Below are 24,031 nucleotides of genomic sequence, written 5' to 3' on the forward strand. Positions count from 1 at the left end.
ATGCCACCGACACCGCCGCTCCCGCCCGAGGCCCCGGACCAGCCCGGACTGCCGCGTCCCCTGCGCCGGGGCGTGGTGCACGCGGTGGCGTGGCTGCTGGCGACCGGCGCGGCGGTGACCCTGTCGTGGTGGGGCGTGCACACGGTCATGGCCGGCACGGCGTACGACCCGCCGCGGGCGCTGCCGGTGGCCGAGGCCGACGCGTCCGGCCCGGCGTCACCGCTCGCCTCCTCCACCCACCGGCCCGAGCCCACTCCCCCGGCGACGCCGTCGCGGCCGCCTGCGAAGCCGTCGGCGTCGCCGACGTCCTCGCCCGCCACGACGCCCCGGCCATCCACCTCACCGCCGGCCGCCACTTCCTCTTCCGGCTCCTCCGGCTCTTCCGGCTCCTCCGGGGTCGTGAAGAGCTACGCGACGGCCGGCGGCCGCGCCGTCTTCGACCTGGGCGAGACTTCGGCGACGCTGGTGTCGGCCACGCCGAGCGCCGGCTGGTCGGTGCAGGTGTGGAAGCAGACGACGTGGATCCGCGTCGAGTTCACCTCCGGGAACCAGCGGGTGTCGGCGTTCTGCACGTGGCACGACCACCGCCCGTCCGTGGAGATCGCTACGTACTGAGGCGCGTGCTGAGTCTGAGCCGCGGCGGGACCGTCCGCGGCTCGTCAGTGGAAGACCGACGCGGGCGGCGCGGGCGACGCCTTCGCGGTGGCGTCCGTCGCGGGCACCGCGCCGCCCGCGAACGCCACCAGCGCCCGCCCGTACTCCACCCGCCCCGGATGCGGGTCGCTCGCCGCGCGCCGGGTCAGCTCGGCCACCGGCAGGGGCAGCGCGGAGGCGGCCAGCACCGCGTTGCCGAAGCGCTTGCCGCGCAGCACCGCGGGGTCGGCGACCAGGGCCAGTTCGGGGAAGACGGCCGTGGCGGTGGCGATCTGGCCGCGCAGGTACGCGAGCGGCGGGCCGTCGGCGAGGTTGGCGACGTAGGTGCCGGCGGGCCGCAGCACCCGGCGCACCTCGGTGAGGAACTCCGTCGTGGTGAGGTGGGCCGGGGTGCGCGCCCCGCTGAACACGTCCGCCACGAGGACGTCGGCCCAGTCGTCGGGGAGCCGGCCGAGCGCCTCCCGGGCATCGGCCGTACGCACCCGGATGCGGGCCCCGGGGTCCAGCGGGAGCGCGGTCCGTACGAGGTCGACCAGCGGCCCGTCCCGCTCCACGACCTGCTGGGTGGTGCGCGGCCGGGTGGCCGCGAGGTAGCGCGCCAGCGTGCAGGCGCCGCCGCCGAGGTGCACGGCGTGGACCGGGCGGCCCGGGTCCGCGGCCAGGTCGAGGACGTGGCCGATGCGGCGCTGGTACTCGAAGGAGAGGTGGGCCGGGTCGTCGAGGTCGACGTGCGACTGCGGGGCGCCGTCGATGAGCAGCGTCCAGCCGGCGGGCCGGTCCCGGTCGGGTACCAGCTCGGCGAGCCCGCCGTCGACGCCGCGCACCACGGGCTCCCGGGCGCCCCGGCCACCCCGCTCGCCCTTGCGCCCCTGGTTCCCGCGTGCCCGTGCCATCCCGCCATTATCCGCGGTGCCCGGCGCGCGGGCTCAGCGGCAGTTGTCGGCGGCCTCGATCAGCCGGGCGGCCTCGTCGAGCGCGGCCCGCAGCACCGCCGGGTCGGTGACCAGGTCGGCGTCGCCCGCACCGTCGGGGGACGGCGGCAGGAGCCAGCCGGTGCCCTCGACGGGCGGTGCGAGCGAGAGGCCGCGGCCCTGGGTGTGCGTACAGGCGCTGCCGGGGACGTCCCAGCCGTCGGCCGTGCCGGGGGGGACGAGGAAGCCGAGGTGCTCGCCGCCGTCGTGCAGCACCGGGCCGACCGGCTCCGCGCTGGCGCGGCGCAGGATGTCGACCGCCTCCAGGCCCTGCCGGGACGGCACCGTCACCAGGTCGCAGGCGCCGGGTGGCTGCGGGCCGCTGTCGGCCGGACGGTGCCGGGCCGTCGACGACGGCGCGGCGGATGGTGACGTCAGGGGTTCTGAGGCGTCCAACACGTCGGCCCCTCCTCGCTCTTCGCGGACACTGCATCGCTGCCCGTGGGGGTCTCGCCACGGGGTTCAACGCCCGGGAGCGTCAACGGCTACGGCGGCACGCCGCCGCAAAGGATGGCAGTTCATGGCAGATCGCGGGCGAGATATCCGATTTGTAGCCAAACGCTGCGTGTCGGTCCCGTCACAGCCGGTACGTTCGTGCCTCGCCGGACCACGGGAGTCATGGCGTCCGGCACGGTTCGCACGGGAGGACCCGCCCATGACGTCGTCTCCGTACCCACCGGACATCCCGGCGCCGCCGTCCCCGCGCCCGAACCTCGCCTTCCGGCGGCTGCGCGGACAGCGCTCGCCGGGCGAGTTCGCCGCCGCGGTGCGGCGCGCCGCCCGCGAGATCGGGGAGTGCGTCAGCTGCGACGCGCGCTACATCGGACGCGTGGAGTCCGGCGCGATCCGCTGCCCCAACTACGCGTACGAGCGGGTGTTCCTGCACATGTTCCCCGGCCGGTCCCTCACGGACCTCGGGTTCGCGCCGCGCGCCTCGGTACGCGGCCGGAGCGCGCGGCCCCGCGGTCCCGACAGCCCAGAAGCCACCGAGCACACGCACCACGAGGAGAGCGACGTGCGGCGTCGCGCATTCATGACCGGCATGACCGGCTCGACGGCCACCGTGGCCGTGGCCACCCTGACCCCGTTCGGTCTCCCGCCCGGCGCCGGTCCCGCGGACGCGGCCCTCGACCGGTATCCCGCGCGGGCCGGGGCCCGCGCCGTGGAGGAGGCGATCCGGCGCATCCGGCTGCTCGACGACCGGCACGGCGCGGACGGCCTCTACCGGCGGGCCGCGGCCCCGCTGCGGACCGCTTTCGAACTGCTCGACTCGGGCACCGCGCAGCGCGACACCGCCGACCGGCTCCAGGCCGGCGCGGGGGAACTGGCCATCTCCGTCGGCTGGCTGGCGCACGACTCGGGCCGCTACGACGACGCGCGCTCGCACTACGCGGAGGCGCTGGCGATGGCGCGGACGGCGGGTGACGAGGCGCTGGAGGCGCACGCGTTCTGCAACACGGCGTTCCTCGCGCGCGACGTGGGCCGCCCGCGCGAGGCCGTCCGGGCGGCGCAGGCGGCGGCCCGGGTGGCGGCGCCGCTCGGCTCACCGCGGCTGCTCTCGCTGCTGGCGCTGCGGGAGGCGGGCGGCTGGGCCGGGCTCGGCGACCGGCCGGCCTGCGAGCGGGCGCTGGCGCGGGCCCAGGCGTTGTTCGCGCGCGGTGGCGCGGAGACGGATCCGGAGTGGATGTCGTTCTACGGCGAGGCCGAGCTGGCGGGTCTGGAGGCGCAGTGCTGGTCGGCGCTGGGCGACTGGCGGCGCGCGGCCCGCGAGGCGCGGCGGGCGGTCGCCCTCCAGGACCCGCACTTCACCCGGAACACCGCGCTGTACACGGCCGAACTGGCGGACGACCTGGCCCGCTCCGGCCGCCCGGACGAGGCCGCCGCGGCGGGGGCGCGTGCGCTCGGCCTGCTCCGTGAGGTGCGGTCGTCGCGGGTGGAGGGGATGGTGGCGACCACGGCCCGCGTGTTGCTGCCGCACCGGCGGGATCCCGGGGTCGCGGCATTCCTCGAACGCCACGCGGCCACGCGCCGCTGACGACTCCCCTGCCGTCCGGTGGGGCTTCTCGCGCAGTTTCCCGCGCCCCTGAGATGCGCACTGCGTGCGCCGTCTCCCCGGGGGGCTGCGCGCAGCGCATGCCTTCAGGGGCGCGGGGAACTGCGCGACCAGCCCCCACCGAACCGGGAGCCGTGATCGAGACCGGCACCCTCCAGAACGGAGCGGAACCGTTCAGCCCACCGCCAGGTGCCCCGTCTCGTTCCAGCTCTCGATCGCCGTCTCCCCGTACGCCCACCCCAGCACCGACAGCGACGTCGGATGCAGCCGGATACGGGACGCGAAGTCCAGCGGCAGCCCCAGCCAGCGCGCCCCGATGGAGCGCAGGATGTGACCGTGCGCGAAGACCAGGAGGTCGCGGTCGGCGGAGCGGGCGTGGGCGACGACCTCGTCGGCCCGCGCCGTCACCTCCGCCAGCGTCTCCCCGTCGGGAACCCCGTCGCGCCAGATGAACCAGCCCGGCCGCCGCTCCTGGATCCGCGCCGGCGTGAGCCCCTCGTACGCCCCGTAGTCGATCTCCATCAGCGCGTCCCACGGAGTGGCCCGCTCTCCGAACCCGGCCAGCGCGCACGTCTCGCTCGCCCGCGCCAGCGGCGACGTCCGCACCTCGGCCCCGGGCAGCCCGTCGTAGGGAGAACGGTGCAGCCGCTCGCCCAGGAGCTTGGCGCCGCGCCGCCCCTCCTCCAGAAGCGGAATGTCCGTCCTGCCCGTATGCCGTCCGGACAGGGACCACTCCGTCTGTCCGTGCCGGGCCAACAGAATGCGCGGTGCCATGCGGGGACCTTTCACGACTACCCGTACGAGGCGGGGGACGTACGGGGTGAACGAGGGACGAACGGGCAGCATCGCCCCGTCCATCATCGCGTAACCGGATTGCCGAACGCCGCTCGGGCAACCCGGTCACTGATCTCCGCGTCTACGAGGGTCAGGGGTCACCCACGAAGCACCCCACATACACCTTAGGGTGAGCAATGTGGCCGGAGGCCGCCGGACGAAACAGAGGGGGAGCGGCCCGCATGTCGCAGACCGACCACGCACCACGCACGGAGGCGACCCCCCATGTCAGGCTCCGCTGGTGGACCGAGCTGCCGCTGATCCTCCTGGTGTACGGGGCCTACTCGGCGGGCCGGCTGCTCGCCCGGGGCGACGTGGGCACCGCCGTCGACCACGGCCTCGCGATCCTGCGGGCCGAGAAGGTGGTCCACCTCAACCTCGAACACCCGCTGAACCGTCTCTTCACCCGTGAGCCCTGGCTCGGGGTCCCGGCGGACTTCTGGTACGCGTCGCTGCACTACGTGGTCACCCCGGCCGTCCTGATCTGGCTCTTCCGCCGCCGCGCCCACATCTACCGGGCGGCCAGGACCTGGCTGATGACGTCCACCCTGATCGGCCTGGTCGGCTTCACGATGCTGCCGACCTGCCCGCCGCGGCTGCTCAGCGCGGGCCACGGCTTCGTCGACACCATGGCGCAGTACAGCTCGTACGGCTGGTGGGGCGGCGCGGCCAGCGCGCCCAAGGGTCTGGGCGGGATGACCAACCAGTACGCGGCGATGCCGAGCCTGCACGTCGGATGGGCGCTGTGGTGCGGTGTCATGCTGTGGCGCCACGGCCGCACCCCGTACGCGAAGGCCGCCGGCCTCGCCTACCCGCTGATCACCACGCTCGTCGTGATGGGCACGGCCAACCACTACTTCTTCGACGCGCTGGCCGGCGCCGCCGTGATGGGCGCGGGGCTGCTCCTGACGGCACCGGTCACCCGGCTCGCGGCGCGGATCAGGGACCGGGCGAGTGCGGTGCTCGCCACCGGTTCCCGCGCCGTCCCTTCCGCCACTCGCTCCCCGATTGTCAGTGGGGAGTGCCAGACTTCGCCGGGTGAGCGAATCCCCCGACAGCGCAAGGCCGCCACGTCGCACGAGAGCGGCGACGGGGCTGCGGCACCAGCTCGCTGAGGTGCGCGGCCCCGACAATCCGCCGCGCCCCCTGGACGCCCGCGCCCTGGCGGCGCTCGCGGCGAACCCGGGATGCGACAGACGGGCCCTGCTGGACGGGGCCGGGGTGGACAAGGCCCGGCTCGCCGACGCGCTCGGTGCGCCCTCGGCGTTCGGGCAGTCGCAGTTCGCCCTGGCGCGCGGCAATGTCTTCGAGGCCCGGGTGAAGGCCGACGGCGGCGCCCAGCTGCTGCGGCTGGTGCACGCGCGCGTGGACACCGCCGCCCCGGAGCCCGCGCCCGAGCTGATCCGCGCCCCCGACCTGTCGGCGGCCGGCCCCGAGGGCCGCACGGCGCGCACCGCGCTCGCGCTGCGCGAGGCGGTGGACTCCCCCGGCAGCTGGACGTTCCTGGACCATCCGATGCTCGCCCTGGACGTGGCGGGCAGCCCGGCGTTCCTGGAGCCCGACGCGGTGGTGGTGCATCCGGACGGGAGCTGGACGGTCGTCGAGATCAAGTCCTTCCCGATGATCGACGGCGCGGCGGACGCGGCGAAGGTGGGCGCGGCGGCGCGCCAGGCCGCGGTGTACGTGCTCGCCCTGGAGGAGGTGGCGGCCCGGCTGCCGGGGACCGGCGCCGTCGTCCGCGACCGGGCCGTCCTGGTCTGCCCGAAGGACTTCTCGAACCTGCCGGCCGCGTCCGCCGTGGACGTGCGCAAGCAGCTCTCCGTGACCCGGCGCCAGCTGCGGCGGCTGACCCGCATCGAGGAGATCGCGGCGGCGCTGCCGCCCGGCACCGTCCTCGACCCGGCCCGGCCCGCCGCCGAGCTGGCCGCCGCGGTCGAGGCGGTGCCCGCCACGTACGCGCCGGAGTGCCTGGCCGCGTGCGAGCTGGCCTTCCACTGCCGGGAGCGGTCCCGGCAGGCGGGCGCGGTGACGGCGCTCGGCCGGACGCTCCGTGCCGAGCTGGGCGGCCTGACCACGGTGGACGCGGTGCTCGCCGCGGCCCGCGGCGAGACGGGCGACCCGGCGGACCCGACAGTGGCGGCGCTGCGCCGCGCGTCCGCCCTGCGCGCCGAGGCCCTCGGAGCCGCCCGATGCTGACCCCAGCCACCCGCGCCCCGTCGCCGCAGAAGCCCACCCGCGAGCCTGCCCCACACCCAGGCCCCCAGAGGCACCCCGTGCTGATCGCGTCGTCCCGGGAGTCCGTCCTGTGAGCCTGATCAATCATCTGGCCCGCCTGGAGGCCACCAGCACCGGTCGCGCGCAGCCCGTCGCCACCGTCCGGCACCGGCACCTGTCCCAGCGGCCGCTGGTCCTCGTGCCGCTGACCACCGCGGGCGAGACCGGCGCCCCGCTCGGCGCCCTGGTCGGCACCGAGCGCACCTCGCCGCGCCTGCTGGTCGTCCCGCAGCCCCGCGACCGCGACCTGCGCTTCCTGTTCCTGACGCAGCTCGCCGAGACGGTCCTGCCGTACATCGACGCGTACGCCGGTGACGTCGAGACCGCCGAGCGCAGCGAGACCGACCCGGAGACCGGCAAGAAGGTCAAGGTCGAGGTCGAGCTCTGCGCGGACGCCCCGCAGCTGATCGTGCCGAGCCGGGCAGGACTGGACCTGGTGCGGCTGCTCGGCCGCTCGATACGCTTTCGCCGCACCGCCGAACAGGACCCCGAGACGCCGTACCCGGCGCCGCCGCACGTGCCGCTGCTGGGCCGCTGGCTGACCCACTTCGGGGAGCGGGCCCGCGTCCCCGGCTCCGCGCTGCTGCTCGCCATGACGGATCTGCTCTCCCGGCACTGGGCCACCGGCCAGTCGAGCCTGGAGGACCAGCACCTGGGCGCGCTGCTCGCCTGGATCGCGGCCCCGCCGGGTACGTCGGGCGCCGAGGCCGCGCTCCGCGCCGAGCTCGACCGGGGCCCGGACGGCCAGCTGCGCTGCCCGCCCGCGGGGCCGGCCACCGACCCCGCCTTCGACAACAAGCTGCTCGCGCCGGCCATCGAGCGGTACGACCGGGCCCGTACGCGTCTGGCGGCGGCCGAGGACGCGGTCCGCGCCGACGGCCTGCTCGCCGAACTCACCGCGGCCGAGCGGGAGATCCACGGCCTGGTCGAATCGCGCACCCGTCCCACGTGGGACGCGGTGTGGCGCGGGCTCGACCTGCTGTGCACGCTGCCGGAGGGGCCGCGCGCGGCCGAGCGCTGGACCCGGGACCGCTGGTCCTTCACCGGCCACCGGGACCGGGTGGCGGCGGGCGAGCCACCGCAGCCGCGCCGCGACGACGCGGTGACCGCGGCGAACAAGCTGGCCACGCGCGAGCGCGAGCAGGCCCGCCTGGACGCGCAGGAGGCGCTCGACGACCCGCTGGTGATGGCGGGGCGCCGGCTGGCCGGGGAGGCGTTCGCGGGTGAGGTGACCGAGGTCGTGGCGGCGTACAACGACAAGAAGCGGCCGCGGCCGCTGATCACGGTCCGCACCGACGACCGGCCGCACCTCGGAGAGCGGGTGAAGGTGTTCCGGTCCCTCGACGGCAAACCGCAGGCGGCGGAGTTCGTGAGCTACGAGGGCGAGGCGCGGGACGGCGTCGTGCTGCGCGTACTGGACAAGATGGGGCGGGGCAAGGAGCCGGAGGAGGGGTCCGTGCCGCAGAAGGGCGACCGGGTCTGCTGGACGCTGTTCGAGCATGAACAGCGCGGCGGGCCCAAGCTGCCGGAGCCGGAGGAGACGCCGTGGACGCACGGCGGGCCGCCCGGCGCCGACGCCCCGGCTCCCGACGCCGTGACCGCGGAGGACCTGCTGTGACCGTGACCCCCCTCGACCCCGCCTCGCTCAGCCCGTCCGCCGCCGCCACGCGGGCGACGGACGCGATCCTGCGCGACACGCTGCACGGCGACGCGCGCGGCGTCGTCGTCGACTCGCCGCCCGGTGCGGGCAAGTCGACCCTGGTCGTGCGGGCCGCGCTCGAACTGGCCGAGGCGGGCCGGCCGCTGATGGTCGTCGCGCAGACGAACGCGCAGGTCGACGACCTCGTCCTGCGCCTGCACGAGAAGAATCCCGGGCTGCCGGTCGGCCGGCTGCACAGCAGCGATCCGGACGCCTACGACAAGGCACTCGACGAGCTGCCGCTCGTGCGCACCTCGACGAAGACGGGCGACCTCGCGCCGCTGCCGGTGGTCGTCTCGACCGCCGCGAAGTGGGCGCACGTGAAGGTGGCCGACGCGGGCGGGCCGTGGCGGCACGCCATCGTGGACGAGGCGTACCAGATGCGCTCGGACGCGCTGCTCGCCGTGGCGGGACTGTTCGAGCGGGCGCTGTTCGTGGGCGACCCCGGCCAGCTGGACCCGTTCGCGATCGTCGGCGCGGAGCAGTGGGCGGGCCTGTCGTACGACCCGTCGGCCTCGGCGGTGTCGACGCTGCTCGCGCACAACCCCGAGCTGCCGCAGCACCGGCTGCCGGTGTCGTGGCGGCTGCCGGCGTCGGCGGCGCCGCTGGTGTCGGGGGCGTTCTATCCGTTCACGCCGTTCCGCAGCGGCACCGGCGAGGGCGACCGCGAGCTGCGCTTCTCGGTCCCGTCGGACGGTTCGGGCCCGGACCGGGTCCTGGACGAGGCGGCCGCGGCCGGCTGGGGGCTGCTCGAACTGCCCGCCGCGCACACGCCGCGGACCGATCCGGAGGCGGTGCGGGCGGTGGCGCTGGTCGTCCGGCGGCTGCTCGACCGGGAGGGCGTCACCCGCTCCGAGCGGGGGCCCGAGGAAGCGCCGTTGAGCGCCGACCGGATCTGTGTCGGCACCGCGCACCGTGACCAGGCGGCGGCGGTGCGCGCCGCGCTGGCCCAGCTCGGCGTCCGGGACGTCACCGTGGACACGGCCAACCGGCTCCAGGGCCGGGAGTACGACGTGACGGTGGTGCTGCACCCGCTGTCGGGCCGCCCGGACGCGACGGCGTTCCACCTGGAGACGGGCCGGCTGTGCGTGCTGGCCTCGCGCCACCGGCACGCGTGCGTCGTGGTGTGCCGGGCCGGGGTCGCCGAGCTGCTGGACGAGCATCCCTCGACGGAGCCGGTGCAGCTGGGCGTGGACGTGAAGTTCCCCGACGGCTGGGAGGCCAACCATGCCGTGCTGGCCCGGCTCGCGGAGCACCGGGTGGCGTGGACGCCGTAGGGCCCGGCGCCGAGGCCCCCTTGCGGGGCGTCGGACAATGGAAGGCGGCCCGGGCACCGAGCGGGCCGACCCGGCACAAGGAGGAACCACCATGGCGGAGCCCGACCGGCCCCGTACCCCGCAGCCGCGGCTGCGGCCCGCCCCGCTGATCTTCGAGCCCGCGGAGGCCGCCGCCGACCCGGAGCACTTCTTCGACCTGGAGTCCATCGAGGACCCCCGCGAGCTGCTGGCCCGCGCCACGGAGCTGACGCTGGCGTTCCGCGCGGCCACCGACCGGTCCCTGGAGTTCCAGGCGATGGCGGCGGCCCAGCTGGCCGATCCGCGGCGGTTCGACCGGCTGACGGCGGCGGAGATCGCGGAGCGGGCGCAGTGGACCGAGGACTACGCGAAGAAGATGGTCGAGTTCGGCCGTGATCTGCTGCGCGGCGGTGCGGAGCAGGCGCCGTAGGGCTGCCGCGCCCCTCGGCCGCGGGAAGATCGTCTGGCATATGCCAGACGGGCAAGATACTCCTTCCCCGGCCCTCCTGTCCCGATTTCCGGCAACCCAGGGGTACCGGTCCCTCACGCCCTGTAGATGTGGGGGACATGAGCCCCGCACACCCCTACCCCGCCCCGGCGCCCGGCGCCCCGCACGAGCCCTTAGACGCCAGCGGCGTCACCCCGGAGGGCGCCGCCTGGCTCGCCTCCGCGGGCGCGTACCCGCGCTCCACCCTTGCCCACTGGGCGTCCCGGCCGGCCGCTCCCGTGGTGCTGCCCTGTGGTTCCGTCTTCGACGTCGTGAACGTCCCGGCCATCTTCGGCCGGCGCATGCTGGACCGGCTCTGGGACGAGGGCCCCGGGTCCGGGCCGGTCGCGGCGCACCGCGGCCGCATGCTCCTGTTCTCCGCGCCGGGCACCGCGCAGCGGCTGCCCTCGCTCCTGGAGTGGGAGGAGTGGGGGCCCGCGGTGCCGCCCCTGCTCTGCCACGGCACCGGCGACGCGGTCACCGTCCCCGCGCCCACGGCGTCCCGCGCCGACCGCCCCGACTCCCGCTGGCTGGTCGCCCCCGACACCCGCCGCCCCTGGCTGCCCGGCCCCGAGATCCTGCTCTGGGCCTGCGTCCGAGCGGCCCGGGCCGCCGTCCGCGTATCGATTTTTCCTGCCGCCGATCAGGATGCTAAGGTCTACGACGTCAGCAGGCGCCGCTAGCTCAGTTGGTTAGAGCAGCTGACTCTTAATCAGCGGGTCCGGGGTTCGAGTCCCTGGCGGCGCACGTTGTCGGTGGCGGGATGTGTTCGCAGAAAGCGCGAACATATTCCGCCACCGTTGTTTTTGCGCGGCTGCGCCGCGCGCTGTGGGGGCTCCGCCACCCACACCCCCTTGGGCCGGGTTAGGGGCTCGCCGCGTCCGATGTGCGGGAACTTCGCCGGCCCCGGGCCGCGATCGGGAGCGCCGGCGTCCGGTGGGTGCAGATTCCGCGACCCACACCCCCGGTAGGCCGGGTCAAGGCTCGCCGCGTCCGATGTGCGGGAACTTCGCCGGCCCCGGGCCGCGTTCGGGAGCGCCGCGTCCGATGCGTGAAGGTTCCGCGACCCACACCCCCGTAGGCCGGGTCAAGGCTCGCCGCGTTCGGGAGCGTCGCGCCCCGGGGTGGGGGTCAGGCCATCGTCACCGTTACTGTCCACGCTCCCGTCGGCGTGCGGCTCTCCGTCGTGACACGGATGCGCTCCCCGGGGACCGTGAAGCTCTCCCCCTCGGTCACCGGTGCGTCCGCCAGTGGGGGGTAGACCGAGTCGCCGTAGCACGCCTCGCTGCCGGGGTGGGCGTCGAGGACCTGGACCGGGCCGCCGCCGGACGAGGAGTCGGCGCGGACCCGGTAGACCAGGACGCCCTGCGTACAGGTGGCGCTGTCGTTGCCGGTCGCGCCGCGGGCCTCCAGCGCGATCGCCGTGTCCGGCCCGGTCCGTACCACCGCGAGCTTCGTGCCGTCCCCCGTGCCGAACGGCGCGCCCGCCGCGCGCGGCGCCGTGCTCAGCGGCTCCAGCGTCAGCCGCGTGTCCCCCGCCCGGGTCACGCACGTCACCTGCCTGGGGTCCAACCAGCCGAGCTTCCACTTGTGCCAGCCGAACAGGTCGGGCGCCAGACCGAACTGACTGCCCATCACATCCCAGTCGCCGACATAGGTGTCCCAGTCGCCCTTGCCGTCGGACGGCCGGTGGTAGAGGTCGGGCAGGTCGAAGACGTGGCCGGTCTCGTGCGCCAGCACGTTGCGGTCCGGCGGGTGCTGCTCGAAGACCGTGACGGCGCGCCGGATGTCGGTGCCGTCCGCCCGCATCGGCTCGTCGAAGTTGACGACCTTCGTGGCGTCCGAGTCGACACCCGGCGCGTCCGGGTCGGCCACGAAGTAGACGATGTCGTACGCGCCGAAGTCCGTCCCCGGGTCCGCCACCGCCAGCGCGTCGCGCAGATACGCGGTGCGGCCCGCCGGGTTCCAGTCACGCCGTATCCCGTACGCGGTCGAGGCGCGCGGCATCTTCAGCCAGGCGCGCTGCGGGTGCGGCACCAGCCGGAACTTGCCGTAGGAGGCCCGGTCGAAGAAGCGGCTGGTCGCCGGGAAGTAGTCGGCGGCCAGCTCCTGAGGGGTGGTCAGCGGGGCCGAGTCCGGGAACGAGAGGAAGACCATCACCGCGTTCAGGGTCTTCACCGGCCGCGGATAGGCCGGGTTCCAGGAGTCGAGGCCCTCGGAGTGGTGGGCGGTGGTGCGCTCCAGGGCGCACGGGTCACCGCCGGCGGCGGCCGCGGGCCCCGCGATCAGACCGGTGGCGGCCAGGGCGACGAGAGCGGTCAGCGCCGCTGCGGTGGCACGCAGGCGGCGCTTGTCCACTCCCTCGGGTGGCAGCGGGCGCGGCAAGTCGACCTCCGGGAGGGATTGAGGAACACCTCACCCAGAGTGTTGGGGTTTATCCGGATTCGCCTTGTTTATCTGGCCCGGACGAGTGAGCGCCGACACCCCGGGCGGTCAGGGGCCGTCACAGACGGTCGGACGGCGACAGAAGTACGGCGGGACGCGAGCAGAAACGATCAGCCGCGGCGGGTGCCGGCCGGCCCGGCGCCCGTACGCCCTTGGGCAACGCTGGATACCCCTCCGACCTGCCTCTATGATCGGCACACTTTCCTGCCGGGACCCGGCCGCACCAGAGAACGCGACCAGACGACGCACTACGGGAGCGAGCGGTGAGCGCACAGCCCGAAGGGTCCACGACCGCCGCGGCCGACGGGCGGCACGGCCCGCGACCCGAGCGCGTCACCGGGAGCGGCCCGGCCCACCCGTACCCGCCGTACTCCGTCCACGGCGCCGCCTTCCTCGCCGCGCCGCAGCCCATGCTGCTCGTCGACCGCCGCGGCCTGGTCGTGGGCGCCAACTCCGCCGCGTTCACGGTGCTGCACGGCGAGGACACCCGGCCGCTGACCGGTCTGGTCGCCGCCGAGCTGCTCGACCTCGCCTCCGACCCGCGTACCTGGGACGCCTACCGCGAGGTGCTGCGCGGCCGGCAGGCCCCGCTGGCCCGCACCCGCCGCCTCAAGCACGCCGCGGGGTACCCGGTGTGGATGCGGATCACCGTCTCGCCCGTCCCCGGCGAGGACGTCGTCCTCGTCTCGCTCAGCGACGTCAGCGCGCACCGCGAACTCCGGGACGGGCTGCGGCACTTGCGCACCCACGACCCGGTGACCCGGCTGCCCAACCGCGCCCTGTTCATCGAGCGCCTCTCCGGCGCCCTGGAGGCGGGCCGGGTGGGGCTGTGCTCGCTCGACCTCGACGGTTTCAAGGCGGTCAACGACACCCTGGGCCACCACGTCGGCGACCGGCTGCTCGCCGCCGTCGCCGAGCGGCTCACGCACTGCGCGGACCTGGCCCGGCACGCCACCGGGGCGCCCCTGGTGGCCCGGCTCGGCGGTGACGAGTTCGCGCTGCTCGTGGAGGACTCGGCCGGCACGGAACAGCTGGCGGGGCTCGCGGAGTCGGTGCTGGGCGCGCTGCGCGAGCCGTTCGACCTGTGCGGGCAGCGGCTCTCGGTCTCGGCCTCGATCGGCGTCGTCGAGCGGCCCGTCGCGGGCACCGGCGCGACGGAGCTGATGCAGGCCGCCGACACCACGCTGTACTGGGCGAAGGCCGACGGCAAGGCCCGCTGGACGCTCTACGACCCGGAGCGCAACGCGCGCCGGATGACCCGTCAGGCCCTCTCCGCCGGGCTGCGGTCCGCCGTCGAGCGCGGTGAGTTCGTCCTGGAGTACCAGCCGTTGGTACGCCTGGAGGACGGTGGGCTGCGCGGGGTGGAGGCGCTGGTGCGCTGGCGGCACCCGCAGTTCGGCCTGCTGGCGCCGAACCGGTTCATCGGCCTCGCCGAAGAGGACGGCTCCATCGTGGAGCTGGGGCGGTGGGTGCTGGAGACCGCCTGCCGGCAGGCGCGCGCCTGGCAGCTGGCCCATCCGGGCGTGCCGCCGGTCTTCGTGAGCGTCAATGTGGCGGTGCGGCAGGTGTGGGACGGCGACCTGGTGGCCGACGTGGCCCGCGTCCTGGCGCGGACGCGGCTCCCCGCGGAGCTGCTCCAGCTGGAGCTGACCGAGTCCGCGGTGATGGGCTCCACCGGGCGGCCGCTGCGGGCCTTGCAGGACCTCAGCGACATGGGCGTACGCATCGCCATCGACGACTTCGGCACCGGGTACTCGAACCTCGCCTACCTGAGCAGGCTCCCGGTGTCGGTGCTGAAGCTGGACGGGGCCTTCGTCCGCGGGTTCCCGGACGGTGCCGTCGAGGGCCGGCCGGAGGACCCGGCCGACGCGGTGATCGTGGAGGCGATGGTGCAGCTGGCCCACCGGCTCGGGCTCACCGTGACCGCGGAGTGCGTGGAGACGGTCGAGCAGGCGGAGCGGCTGCGCCGGATCGGCTGCGACACCGGGCAGGGGTGGCTGTACTCGCGGCCCGTCACGGCGGCCCGGATCTCCGGGCTGCTGGCAGACCGGTAGACGCGGCACGCGGGGGGCGCCGTCTCGCGCGACGGCGCCCGCGTCCGTGGCTCAGAGCCGCGGCAACCCGTAGGCGTCCGCGATGAGTTCGTACGAGCGCAGCCGGACCTCGCCGCTGTGGGCGTTGGCCGTGAGCATCAGCTCGTCGGCGCCGGTGCGCTTGTGGAGGTCGTCGAGGCCGGTGCGGACCTCGTCGACACTGCCGTGGATGACGTTGGCGTTCCAGGAGCGGATGAAGTCCTGTTCCATCTCGTTGAACGGGTACGCCTCCGCCTCCTCGGGCGTCGGGACCAGGCCGGGGCGGCCGGTGCGCAGCCGGACCATGTTGAGCGCGGCGGCCAGGACCTGGCGGCGGGCCTCGGTGCCGTCGTCGTCCGTGGCGAGCGCCGAGACGCCGATGAGGGCGTAGGGCTGGTCGAGGACCGCGGAGGGCTGGAACGACTCGCGGTACAGGTCGAGCGCCGGGATCGTGTTCTGCGCCGAGAAGTGGTGGGCGAAAGCGAACGGCAGGCCGAGGACGCCGGCCAGCCGGGCGCTGAAACCGGAGGAGCCGAGCAGCCACAGCGGCGGGCGGTGCGGGTCCTGGACGCCGCCGGGCGACGTGGCCTGGACCGGGCCCGGGACGGCGTGGATGCGGGAGTAGCGGTGGCCGTCGGGGAAGTCGTCGTCGAGGAAGCGGGTCAGCTCGGCGAGCTGCTGCGGGAAGTCGTCGGCGCCCTCGTTCAGGCGGTCCGTGCGGCGCAGGGCGGCGGCCGTGGCGCCGTCGGTGCCGGGGGCGCGGCCGAGGCCGAGGTCGACGCGGCCCGGGGCCATCGCCTCCAGCGTGCCGAACTGCTCCGCGATGACCAGCGGCGCGTGGTTGGGCAGCATGACGCCGCCGGAGCCGAGGCGGACGCGCTCGGTGTGGGCGGCGAGGTGGGCCAGGATCACGGCCGGGGACGAGGAGGCCACGCCGGGCATGGAGTGGTGCTCGGCGACCCAGTAGCGGTGGTAGCCGCGGTGCTCGGCGAGCCGGGCGATGTCGACGCTGGTGCGCAGGGCCTGCGTGGCGGTGCGGCCCGCGCCCACGGTGACCAGGTCCAGGACGGAGAGGGGGGTCGGGGCGGTGCCGTGGGCTGCGCCGCGGATCTCGTCGTGATGGGCCGGCACGGGGGTCCTCCTGGTGGTGCGGTTCTGGGTGACCCCGACTTAACGGAGGCGCTCTCCGCTTTATTCCCGCACCGCCGCCCGCGCGGCCCCGCTCCCTGGGGTCAGCGGCTCACACCTGCACCACCGGCGCCTTGGTGAAGAGGGAGCCCAGCTCGGGGGCGTTCACCCGGCGGTCCACCAGGCGCAGCGCCTCCCAGACGGTGACCTGACTGGCGGTGAGGACCGGTTTGCCCAGCTCCCGCTCCAGGTCGGGGACGTGCGCCGCCGTGCGCAGGGCCGTGTCGGGCAGCAGCACCGCCTCCGCCCCGGGGCGATCCCCGGCCCGGGCCATCGCCAGGATCTCCTCCCACCCCCAGGCGCCGGGCCCGGCGGCGGAGGCGGGGGCGGGCCCGCTGTCGTCCACCGGCAGCACCTCGGCGCCCGCGTCCTCCAGGAACGCGGCGAAGTGCTCCGCGACCTGCGCCGGATACGTCGCGGCGACCGCGACCCGGCGCACACCCAGTTCGCGGATCGCGTGGGCGAAGGCGAACGACGTGCTGGAGGCGGGCAGCCCCGCGGCCACGGCCACCCCCCTGACCTGCTCGTGCGCGCCGTCCCAGCCGAGGACGAAGCCGGCCGGCGCGGAGGCCAGGACCACCGCCTCGGCGCCGGCCAGCCGCAGCTCCTCGACGCCCGCGGCCAGCCGGCCGGGCGCGCCCAGCTCCAGGAACGCGTCGACGCGATGCGCGTCCTCACCGAGGTCCATGTGTACGACGGGCAGCCGGATGTCACTGTCGAGCAGCATCTCGATGCGCGGATAGTCGTCCTCGGCGGAGTGTCCCGGGTAGAGAAATCCGAGCGCTGTCATGATCTGTGCCCACCCTTCCTGGCCCACAACGGACGTTCCGGCAGGCCGTGTCCGGGCCGGAGTCCTTCGTCCGGCTGGGGCCACCGCCGTCGCGCCGCCGGCTCGCGCGGCGCCCGGCCGGGCCCCACCGCCCGCGTACCCCGCCAGGGCCGGGCTGCCCACATCCTCCGTTGACGAAGGCGGGTCCAGGTGCCAGCGTGGTCGATCCGCCCAGGTCAGGCGGCTGGCGTGCGCCGGTCGGAGCGGAACCTTCAAGAAGAAGATCCAAGAAGAACGGAGCCTCGGTGCGCGACGAATCCTCTGCCGTCTCCGGTCCCGGGGGCGCGGGAGCGGCCGGCGGCCGGCCCACCGTCCTCGTCCTGGACGCCCCGCCCGGCGATCCGCCGCCCCGGCTCGGCGCCCTCACCGGCCGGGCCCGGGTGCTGCACGCCGCCGACGCGGACGGGCTGCGCGCCCGGCTCGGCCGGGCGGACGTGCTGCTGGTGTGGGACTTCCGCTCCGACGCGGTGCGCGAGGCGTGGCCCGGCGAGGGGCCCCGGCCGCGCTGGGTGCACACCGCGAGCGCCGGCGTCGACCGGCTGGTCTTCCCCGAACTCACCCGCTCGGACACCGTGCTGACCAACGCCCGCGGCGTCTTCGACGGCCCCATCGCCGAATACGTGGCCGCGCTCGTGCTCGCGATGGGCAAGGACCTGCCGCGCACCCTCGCCCTCCAGGCGTCCCGCGAATGGCGCCACCGCGAGTCACAGCGGATCGCCGGGACCCGCGCCTGCGTCGTCGGCTCCGGCCCCATCGGGCACGCGATCGCCGCGCAGCTGACGGCACTTGGCATCGTGACGGCGGTGGTCGGGCGGCGGTCGCGGGCCGGCGTCCACGGCCCCGCCGACCTCGACCGGCTGCTGGCGCGCGCCGACTGGGTGGTCTGCGCGGCGCCGCTGACCGAGGAGACCCGCGCCATGTTCGACGCGCGCCGGTTCGCCCTTATGCAACCCTCTGCCCGCTTCGTCAACGTAGGACGCGGACCGCTGGTCGTCGAGGCCGACCTGCTGGACGCGCTGCACGAGCGGGGGATCGCGGGCGCCGCCCTCGACGTGTTCGAGCACGAGCCGCTGCCGCCGGACAGCCCGCTGTGGACGGCGCCCGGGCTGCTCGTCTCCCCGCACATGAGCGGCGACACGGCCGGCTGGCGGGGCGAACTGGGGCGCCAGTTCGTGGAGTTGTACGAGCAGTGGGAGAACGGCCGGCCGCTGGCGAATGTAGTGGACAAGGATCGTGGGTATGTCCCCGGCAGCTGATCCCGCACGCTGATCCTGAACGCTGAGCCGTGGCCCCGCGCCATGGGGTGGAGGGGCGCATGACGACCGAGCTGACCGGACTGAGCGCGCACGACCTTCTCGACGGCTACCGCAAGGGCGAGTTCAGCCCCGTCGACGCCGCCCGGGCGGTGCTCGCCCGCATCGAGGAGACCGAGCCGCACCTGAACGCGTTCGTACGCGTCGACGCGGCGGGGGCGCTCGCCGCGGCGGAGGCAAGTGCGCGGCGCTGGCGGCGCGGCGAGCCGTCGGGCCTGCTCGACGGCGTGCCGGTGTCGGTCAAGGACCTCCTGTTGCAGCGCGGAGGCCCGACGCTGCGCGGGTCGCGGACGGTACGGGCGCAGGGCGCCTGGGACGAGGACGCGCCGGCCGTGGCGCGGCTGCGCGAGCACGGCGCCGTCCTCACCGGCCGGACCACGACCCCCGAGTTCGGCTGGAAGGGGGTCACCGACTCACCGCTGACGGGGATCACCCGCAACCCGTACGACACCACACGCACCGCCGGCGGATCGAGCGGCGGCAGCGCGGCTGCCGTCGCCGCCGGCGCGGGGCCGCTCTCGCTCGGCACGGACGGCGGCGGCTCGCTCCGCATCCCGGCCGCCTTCTGCGGGATCTTCGCGCTGAAGCCGACGTACGGGCGGGTGCCGCACTATCCGGCCTCCGCGTTCGGGACGCTGGCGCACGTGGGGCCGATGGCGCGCAGCGCGGCCGACGCGGCGCTGATGATGGACGTCGTCTCCGGCCCCGACCCCCGCGACTGGTCCGGGCCCGGCCCGGCGGCGGGCAGCTTCCGGGCGGGCCTCGGGGACGGGGTGCGCGGCCTGCGGGTGGCGTACTCGCCCTCGCTCGGCGGGCAGGTCGCCGTGGCGCCGCAGGTCGCCGCGCGGGTGCGGGAGGCGGTGACGCGGCTGGCCGGGATGGGGGCGTACGTCGAGGAGGCCGACCCCGATGTCACCGATCCGGTCGCGGCGTTCCACGTGCTGTGGTTCAGCGGCGCGGCCCGGGTCGTGCAGCATCTCTCCGCGGCGCAGCGGGAGTTGCTCGACCCCGGGCTCCGGGAGATCTGCGCGCGCGGCGCCCGGTACAGCGCGCTCGACTATCTGGCGGCGGTGGACACGCGGGCGGCGCTCGGGCGGCGCATGGGCCTGTTCCACACGGTGTACGACGTGCTGCTGACGCCGACGCTGCCGCGTACCGCGTTCGAGGCGGGGGCGGAGGTGCCGCGCGGTTCGGGGCTGCGCCGCTGGACGGGGTGGACGCCGTTCACGTACCCGTTCAACCTCACGCAGCAGCCCGCGGCGTCGGTGCCGGTGGGGTTCGACGGGTCCGGTCTGCCGGTGGGGTTGCAGGTGGTGGCCGCGCGGCACCGCGACGATCTGGTGCTGCGGGTCGCGCACGCGCTGTACGAGGCCGGGGTCGCGGGGGTGGCTCCGCCGGTGACGGCGTGAATTGACCGGCATAAGTCGCGTCGCGTCGGGTAGCCGCGCGCCCATGGCTCCACCAACTCACATACGAAGAGACGAGACTCCGGAGAAACGCCCGCTGCGCAGACGCTCGCTCCTGTTCGGGGCGGGCGCGCTCGGCGCCTTGGGCGCCCTGGGCGCGGCGGGCTGCAGCCGGGTACCGGACGGGGACACGCTCGCCCGCCTCAAGGGACAGGGCACGGTACGCCTGGGCATCGCGGGCGAGGTGCCGTACGGGTACATCAACGACGAGGGCGAGTTCACGGGCGAGGCGGTGGAACTGGCCAAGGTCATCTTCAAACGGCTCGGTGTCGGCCACGTCCAGCCGGTGGCCACCGACTTCGCCTCGCTCATCCCCGGCCTGAACACGCAGCAGTTCGACGTCGTCTCCGCCGGGATGTACATCAACAAGGACCGCTGTCAGCAGGTCATCTTCGCCGACCCCGAGTACCAGATGCTGGACTCCTTCATCGTCCGCAAGGGCAACCCGAAGAACCTGCACGACTACGCCGACGTCGTGAAGGCGAAGGCCAAGTTCGGCACCGGCACCGGGTACGCGGAGATCCAGTACGCCGTCGACGCCGGGTACAAGGAGTCCGACATCGTGATCCTCCAGGATCAGGTGGCCGGGCTCAACGCGGTGGAGGCCGGGCGTATCGACGTCTTCGCGGGCACCGCCCTGACCACGCGCGAGGTCACCAAGAAGAGCAGCAAGGCCGAGCACACCGAGCCGTTCGCGCCGACGGTCGGCGGCAAGAAGCACGTCGACGGCGGCGGTTTCACCTTCCGTCCCACCGACACGAAACTGCGGGACGCCTTCAACGTCGAGATCCACAAGATGAAGAAGAGCGGCGAACTGTTCCGGATCCTCCAGCCGTTCGGGTTCACCAAGGCGGAGATGACGACGCTGACCGCCGAGGAGCTGTGCCGATGACCGCCGGACTGTGGGAACACTGGGTACTGCCCGGCATCTGGATCACGGTCCAGCTGACCGTCTACAGCGCGGCGCTCGCGACCGTGGTGGCCTTCGGCGTCGGCACGGCGCGCACGCACCGGCTGTGGATCGTACGGTTCGTGGCCGGCCTCTACACCGAGGTCTTCCGGGGCACGTCCGCCCTGGTCCTGATGTTCTGGATCTTCTTCGTCCTGCCGCAGCTCGCGGGCTGGTCGCTCGTGCCGATGTGGGCGGCCGTCCTGGCGCTCGGGCTCTCCTACGGCGCGTACGGGGCCGAGATCGTCCGCGGCGCCCTGAACGCGGTGGCGCCGGCGCAGCGCGAGGCGGGGGTCGCGCTGAGCTTCACGCCCTGGCAGCGGCTGCGGCTGATCCTGCTGCCGCAGGCCGTGCCGGAGATGATCCCGCCGTTCTCGAACCTGCTGATTGAGCTGCTCAAGGGCACCGCCCTGGTGTCGCTGCTCGGCATCGGTGACGTCTCCTTCGCCGCATACCTGGTGCGCCTGGCGACGACGGAGAGCACGGAGATCTACTCGCTGACGCTCCTCATCTACTTCGTCATCGCGTTCCTGCTGACCCGCGGGATGCGCGCCCTGGAGCGCAGGACCAAGGCGGGCATCGGGCAGCGGCCCGAACCGGGCCCCGGTCTGCTGCGCAAGCTCGACCTCCGCCGCCAGAACGAGACCGGAGGTGCCTCCCTGTGACCACCACTGCCGCATCGAACTGGGACTGGTCCGCGGTCGGCGACTTCATGCCGAACTTCTGGGACGGCCTCCTCGTCACGCTCCAGGTACTGCTGTACGGCTCGCTGATCTCGTTCAGCGTCGGCCTCCTGTGGGCCCTCGCCTTCCGGGCGCCGACCCGCTTCGTGCGCTGGCCCGTCGGGCTGGTCACGGAGTTCATCCGCAACACCCCGCTCCTGGTCCAGCTCTTCTTCCTGTACTTCGTGCTGCCCGAGGCCGGCATTCAGTTCTCCGCGCTGACCACCGGTGTCGTCGCGATCGGCCTGCACTACTCGACGTACACGGCGCAGGTCTACCGCGCGGGCATCGAGGCCGTGCCGGCCGGCCAGTGGGAGGCGGCCCGCGCGCTGAGCCTGTCGTACCGCAGGACCTGGACGGCGGTCATCCTGCCGCAGGCGATCCGCCGCGTCGTGCCCGCGCTCGGCAACTACGTCGTGGCGATGCTGAAGGACACCCCGCTGCTCGCGGGCATCGGCGTCCTGGAGCTGCTCCAGCGCTCGCGCCTGCAAGCCGCGCAGACGTTCCAGTACACGGAGGCCCTCACGGTCGTCGGTGTCGCCTTCATCGTCGTCTCCTACCTTGCTTCCCTTCTCCTGCGATCCCTGGAGCGCCGTCTTGTCCACTGATGCGAACCTCTCCAAAGACCAGCCCAATCCCAAGGTGGACGGCGCCGAACTGATCCGCTTCGACAAGGTCGTGAAGCGGTTCGGCTCCAACACGGTCCTGGACCAGCTGGACTTCTCCGTCGCCTCGGGCAAGCACGTCACGCTGATCGGCCCCTCCGGCTCCGGCAAGACGACGATCCTGCGGCTGCTGATGACGCTGCTCAAGCCGGACGAGGGCACGATCAGGGTCGGCGGCGAGTACCTCACGCACGAGGAGAAGAACGGCAAGCTGGTGCCGGCCGGCGAGAAGCACATCCGCGAGGTCCGCAAGAACATCGGGATGGTCTTCCAGCAGTTCAACCTCTTCCCGAACATGAAGGTGCTGCGCAACATCATGGAGGCGCCGGTCACCGTGCTCGGCCTGTCCAAGGACGAGGCGGAGCAGCGGGCCCGCGAACTGCTCGACCTGGTCGGGCTCGGCGACCGCTGCGACGCGTACCCGACCCAGCTCTCCGGCGGCCAGCAGCAGCGGGTGGCGATCGCGCGGGCGCTCGCCATGCGGCCGCAGGTGCTGCTGCTGGACGAGGTGACCTCGGCGCTCGACCCCGAGCTGGTGGCGGGGGTGCTCGACGTCCTGCGGGACATCGCGCACACCACGGACATCACGATGCTCTGCGTGACGCACGAGATGAGCTTCGCGCGGGACATCTCGGATCAGGTCCTGATGTTCGACGCGGGCCGGGTCATCGAGTCGGGCACCCCGGAGAAGATCTTCAACGAGCCGGACCACGACCGGACCCGGGAGTTCCTGAGCGCGGTGCTGTGACCAGGCGGATGTCGACTGGTTCATGACTTTGGCATATGCCAGGGTGGCGCGTTCCTGCTGAGAGGCACGGAACGCGCCACCAATCCCCCCAACACCCGCCCTTTTCCGGGGTGTTGACGGCTATCGTGGACGAGGCCAGCTGTCCGGAACCGGTCCTTGCAGGGGGATGCCGTGGCGCTGAAGCACGAGCCGGAGACGTCGACCTACCGGCCGCACCGGTCGGTGCGGTACGCCCTTCGCGTACTGGAGGCCGTCGACCACGGCGGCACCGGGATCACGGACGCGGAGTTGGTCCGCGAGACGGGGCTGCCCGCGGACCGGCTGACCCCGCTGCTGCGGATGCTCCGCCGCGAGGGGTACGTCCGGCAGACCTCCGACGGCGCGTACGTCACCGGCGAGGCCCTGAGCCGGATCGGTTCGGTAGGGGACGGGGCGTCGGCGCTCACCGCGAAGCTCCAGGTCACCCTGGACAAGCTGCGGGACACGGTGGGTGCGGCGGTCTATATGAGCCGGTACATCGACGGTGAGGTCCACATCACGCAGTACGCGGCCGGGCCCGGCGCCCCCGCGGTGAACGAGTGGGTGGACTTCCGCGTCTCGGCGCACGCCAGCGCCGTGGGCAAGAGCCTTCTCGGCCAGCTCGACCTGGACGGCCGGCGCGACCACCTCTCCCGCCACAAGATGGTTCGCCTGACCTCGCGGACCATCACCAGCGAGAAGGTGCTGCTCACCAAGTTGGCCACCCAGCCCGCGACCGTCCCGGTCCTGGACCTCCAGGAGTACGCGGTCGGCACGGTCTGCGCGGCGGTCCCGATCACGGCCGGCTCCGCCGTCGGCTGCCTGGCCCTCTCCCTCCCGCTCGCCCACGCCCACCGCCTCCACGAAGCGGCTCGCCACCTGAACAGGAGCGCGGCGCCGGTGGCACTGTCATTGACGATCTGACTGGGAGCGGCCCCCGCAAAAAGAACGGTGGCGGGACGGTTCGCGCTTTCCGCGAACACATCCCGCCACCGACAACGTGCGCCGCCAGGGACTCGAACCCCGGACCCGCTGATGCTGCATCCCCCGGGGGATAACCCCCGGACCCCCAGCCGCCACCAAACCGGACCCCGCCGCTATCGCAACCCCGGGCCACACACCCCGCACCAAGAGCCACGGCGAAAACCCAACCCCGCCCACGGGGGGTGTGGGTGGCGAAGCCCCCACAGCGCGCGGCGCAGCCGCGCAAAAACAACGGTGGCGGAACCCGTTCGCGCATTCCGCGAACATGTTCCGCCACCGACAACGTGCGCCGCCAGGGACTCGAACCCCGGACCCGCTGATGCTGCATCCCCCGGGGGATAACCCCCGGACCCCCACCCGCCACC

Annotated in this window: 22 protein-coding genes and 1 tRNA gene; 17 read left to right on the forward strand and 6 right to left on the reverse strand. The window is 74.1% G+C overall.

Annotated features, from left to right (window positions below; genetic code table 11):
• Positions 1–615, forward strand: coding sequence for a hypothetical protein (locus tag ABZY33_RS23365; protein ID WP_356493570.1), 615 nt, complete (start codon positions 1–3; stop codon positions 613–615).
• Between the two features lie 44 nt (positions 616–659).
• Here the strand turns inward: ABZY33_RS23365 and ABZY33_RS23370 are convergent, their stop codons facing one another.
• Together ABZY33_RS23370 and ABZY33_RS23375 are read right to left on the reverse strand one after the other, a co-directional pair.
• Positions 660–1,547: a fused MFS/spermidine synthase gene (locus tag ABZY33_RS23370; protein WP_356493571.1), complete on the reverse strand. Its 888-nt coding sequence runs from the start codon at positions 1,545–1,547 to the stop codon at positions 660–662.
• 33 nt (positions 1,548–1,580) lie between these two features.
• Entirely contained in the window at positions 1,581–1,919 is a 339-nt protein-coding gene (locus ABZY33_RS23375) for a hypothetical protein (protein ID WP_356493592.1), read from the reverse strand.
• Between the two features lie 361 nt (positions 1,920–2,280).
• On the opposite strand from ABZY33_RS23375, the gene ABZY33_RS23380 reads away from it, so the two are divergent.
• Positions 2,281–3,660 carry a tetratricopeptide repeat protein gene (locus tag ABZY33_RS23380; protein WP_356493572.1) on the forward strand — a complete coding sequence of 460 codons (1,380 nt, stop codon included), beginning with the start codon at positions 2,281–2,283 and terminating at the stop codon, positions 3,658–3,660.
• A gap of 192 nt (positions 3,661–3,852) precedes the next feature.
• Here ABZY33_RS23380 and ABZY33_RS23385 read toward each other — a convergent pair whose 3' ends face one another.
• Positions 3,853–4,452: a histidine phosphatase family protein gene (locus ABZY33_RS23385; protein WP_356493573.1), complete on the reverse strand. Its 600-nt coding sequence runs from the start codon at positions 4,450–4,452 to the stop codon at positions 3,853–3,855.
• Positions 4,453–4,694: 242 nt separating this feature from the next.
• Between ABZY33_RS23385 and ABZY33_RS23390 the strand changes: the two genes are divergently transcribed.
• From ABZY33_RS23390 to ABZY33_RS23420, 7 genes are all read left to right on the forward strand, one after another.
• Positions 4,695–5,627 carry a phosphatase PAP2 family protein gene (locus tag ABZY33_RS23390; protein WP_356493574.1) on the forward strand — a complete coding sequence of 311 codons (933 nt, stop codon included), beginning with the start codon at positions 4,695–4,697 and terminating at the stop codon, positions 5,625–5,627.
• The gene (locus tag ABZY33_RS23395; RefSeq protein WP_356493575.1) at positions 5,551–6,708 is read left to right on the forward strand and encodes a hypothetical protein; all 1,158 of its coding nucleotides are present in this window, start codon (positions 5,551–5,553) and stop codon (positions 6,706–6,708) included. The genes ABZY33_RS23390 and ABZY33_RS23395 overlap by 77 nt, the downstream gene beginning before the upstream one ends.
• Positions 6,709–6,817: 109 nt before the next feature.
• A complete protein-coding gene (locus tag ABZY33_RS23400) occupies positions 6,818–8,404 on the forward strand; it encodes a hypothetical protein (RefSeq protein ID WP_356493576.1) in 1,587 nt (528 codons plus the stop codon).
• Between the two features lie 2 nt (positions 8,405–8,406).
• Positions 8,407–9,762, forward strand: coding sequence for an AAA domain-containing protein (locus tag ABZY33_RS23405; protein WP_356493593.1), 1,356 nt, complete (start codon positions 8,407–8,409; stop codon positions 9,760–9,762).
• 91 nt (positions 9,763–9,853) lie between these two features.
• Entirely contained in the window at positions 9,854–10,210 is a 357-nt protein-coding gene (locus tag ABZY33_RS23410) for a hypothetical protein (RefSeq protein ID WP_356493577.1), read from the forward strand.
• A 137-nt stretch (positions 10,211–10,347) separates the two neighbouring features.
• Positions 10,348–10,950, forward strand: a complete 603-nt coding sequence (locus ABZY33_RS23415; protein ID WP_356493578.1) for a bifunctional DNA primase/polymerase — start codon at positions 10,348–10,350, stop codon at positions 10,948–10,950.
• A tRNA-Lys gene (locus ABZY33_RS23420) sits at positions 10,941–11,014 on the forward strand. Before ABZY33_RS23415 ends, ABZY33_RS23420 begins: the two co-directional genes overlap by 10 nt.
• A gap of 384 nt (positions 11,015–11,398) precedes the next feature.
• On the opposite strand, the gene ABZY33_RS23425 is transcribed toward ABZY33_RS23420, so the two are convergent.
• The gene (locus tag ABZY33_RS23425) at positions 11,399–12,652 is read right to left on the reverse strand and encodes a M6 family metalloprotease domain-containing protein (protein ID WP_356493579.1); all 1,254 of its coding nucleotides are present in this window, start codon (positions 12,650–12,652) and stop codon (positions 11,399–11,401) included.
• A gap of 323 nt (positions 12,653–12,975) precedes the next feature.
• On the opposite strand from ABZY33_RS23425, the gene ABZY33_RS23430 reads away from it, so the two are divergent.
• Positions 12,976–14,766, forward strand: a complete 1,791-nt coding sequence (locus ABZY33_RS23430) for an EAL domain-containing protein (RefSeq protein WP_356493580.1) — start codon at positions 12,976–12,978, stop codon at positions 14,764–14,766.
• Between the two features lie 51 nt (positions 14,767–14,817).
• Here ABZY33_RS23430 and ABZY33_RS23435 read toward each other — a convergent pair whose 3' ends face one another.
• Both ABZY33_RS23435 and ABZY33_RS23440 read right to left on the reverse strand, forming a co-directional pair.
• A complete protein-coding gene (locus tag ABZY33_RS23435) occupies positions 14,818–15,915 on the reverse strand; it encodes an LLM class flavin-dependent oxidoreductase (protein ID WP_356493581.1) in 1,098 nt (365 codons plus the stop codon).
• A gap of 109 nt (positions 15,916–16,024) precedes the next feature.
• Positions 16,025–16,762, reverse strand: coding sequence for a decarboxylase (locus tag ABZY33_RS23440; protein WP_356493582.1), 738 nt, complete (start codon positions 16,760–16,762; stop codon positions 16,025–16,027).
• A gap of 284 nt (positions 16,763–17,046) precedes the next feature.
• Between ABZY33_RS23440 and ABZY33_RS23445 the strand changes: the two genes are divergently transcribed.
• The 7 genes from ABZY33_RS23445 to ABZY33_RS23475 all read left to right on the forward strand — a co-directional run bounded on the left by ABZY33_RS23445 (position 17,047) and on the right by ABZY33_RS23475 (position 23,606).
• A complete protein-coding gene (locus ABZY33_RS23445; protein WP_356493583.1) occupies positions 17,047–18,057 on the forward strand; it encodes a D-2-hydroxyacid dehydrogenase in 1,011 nt (336 codons plus the stop codon).
• A gap of 59 nt (positions 18,058–18,116) precedes the next feature.
• Positions 18,117–19,523: an amidase gene (locus ABZY33_RS23450; protein WP_356493584.1), complete on the forward strand. Its 1,407-nt coding sequence runs from the start codon at positions 18,117–18,119 to the stop codon at positions 19,521–19,523.
• 43 nt (positions 19,524–19,566) lie between these two features.
• Positions 19,567–20,472, forward strand: a complete 906-nt coding sequence (ehuB, locus tag ABZY33_RS23455; protein WP_356493585.1) for an ectoine/hydroxyectoine ABC transporter substrate-binding protein EhuB — start codon at positions 19,567–19,569, stop codon at positions 20,470–20,472.
• Positions 20,469–21,194: an ectoine/hydroxyectoine ABC transporter permease subunit EhuC gene (gene ehuC / locus ABZY33_RS23460; RefSeq protein WP_356493586.1), complete on the forward strand. Its 726-nt coding sequence runs from the start codon at positions 20,469–20,471 to the stop codon at positions 21,192–21,194. The genes ehuB and ehuC overlap by 4 nt, the downstream gene beginning before the upstream one ends.
• Positions 21,195–21,241: 47 nt before the next feature.
• Positions 21,242–21,859, forward strand: a complete 618-nt coding sequence (gene ehuD / locus ABZY33_RS23465; protein WP_356493594.1) for an ectoine/hydroxyectoine ABC transporter permease subunit EhuD — start codon at positions 21,242–21,244, stop codon at positions 21,857–21,859.
• Between the two features lie 34 nt (positions 21,860–21,893).
• The gene (gene ehuA / locus ABZY33_RS23470) at positions 21,894–22,664 is read left to right on the forward strand and encodes an ectoine/hydroxyectoine ABC transporter ATP-binding protein EhuA (protein WP_356493595.1); all 771 of its coding nucleotides are present in this window, start codon (positions 21,894–21,896) and stop codon (positions 22,662–22,664) included.
• Positions 22,665–22,835: 171 nt separating this feature from the next.
• A complete protein-coding gene (locus ABZY33_RS23475) occupies positions 22,836–23,606 on the forward strand; it encodes an IclR family transcriptional regulator C-terminal domain-containing protein (protein ID WP_356493587.1) in 771 nt (256 codons plus the stop codon).
• Positions 23,607–24,031 lie beyond the last annotated feature (425 nt).

Source organism: Streptomyces sp. NPDC006552, assembly GCF_040611655.1.
GTDB lineage: Bacteria > Actinomycetota > Actinomycetes > Streptomycetales > Streptomycetaceae > Streptomyces.

Excerpts from the sequence above, each read along its gene's own strand:
- ABZY33_RS23365 (WP_356493570.1), top strand. The coding sequence starts at position 1 with ATGCCACCGACACCGCCGCTCCCGCCCGAGGCCCCGGACCAGCCCGGA.
- ABZY33_RS23370 (WP_356493571.1), bottom strand. The coding sequence starts at position 1,547 with ATGGCACGGGCACGCGGGAACCAGGGGCGCAAGGGCGAGCGGGGTGGC.
- ABZY33_RS23380 (WP_356493572.1), top strand. The coding sequence starts at position 2,281 with ATGACGTCGTCTCCGTACCCACCGGACATCCCGGCGCCGCCGTCCCCG.
- ABZY33_RS23385 (WP_356493573.1), bottom strand. The coding sequence starts at position 4,452 with ATGGCACCGCGCATTCTGTTGGCCCGGCACGGACAGACGGAGTGGTCC.
- ABZY33_RS23390 (WP_356493574.1), top strand. The coding sequence starts at position 4,695 with ATGTCGCAGACCGACCACGCACCACGCACGGAGGCGACCCCCCATGTC.
- ABZY33_RS23410 (WP_356493577.1), top strand. The coding sequence starts at position 9,854 with ATGGCGGAGCCCGACCGGCCCCGTACCCCGCAGCCGCGGCTGCGGCCC.
- ABZY33_RS23415 (WP_356493578.1), top strand. The coding sequence starts at position 10,348 with ATGAGCCCCGCACACCCCTACCCCGCCCCGGCGCCCGGCGCCCCGCAC.
- ABZY33_RS23440 (WP_356493582.1), bottom strand. The coding sequence starts at position 16,762 with ATGACAGCGCTCGGATTTCTCTACCCGGGACACTCCGCCGAGGACGAC.
- ABZY33_RS23450 (WP_356493584.1), top strand. The coding sequence starts at position 18,117 with ATGACGACCGAGCTGACCGGACTGAGCGCGCACGACCTTCTCGACGGC.
- ehuB (WP_356493585.1), top strand. The coding sequence starts at position 19,567 with ATGGCTCCACCAACTCACATACGAAGAGACGAGACTCCGGAGAAACGC.
- ehuC (WP_356493586.1), top strand. The coding sequence starts at position 20,469 with ATGACCGCCGGACTGTGGGAACACTGGGTACTGCCCGGCATCTGGATC.
- ehuD (WP_356493594.1), top strand. The coding sequence starts at position 21,242 with ATGCCGAACTTCTGGGACGGCCTCCTCGTCACGCTCCAGGTACTGCTG.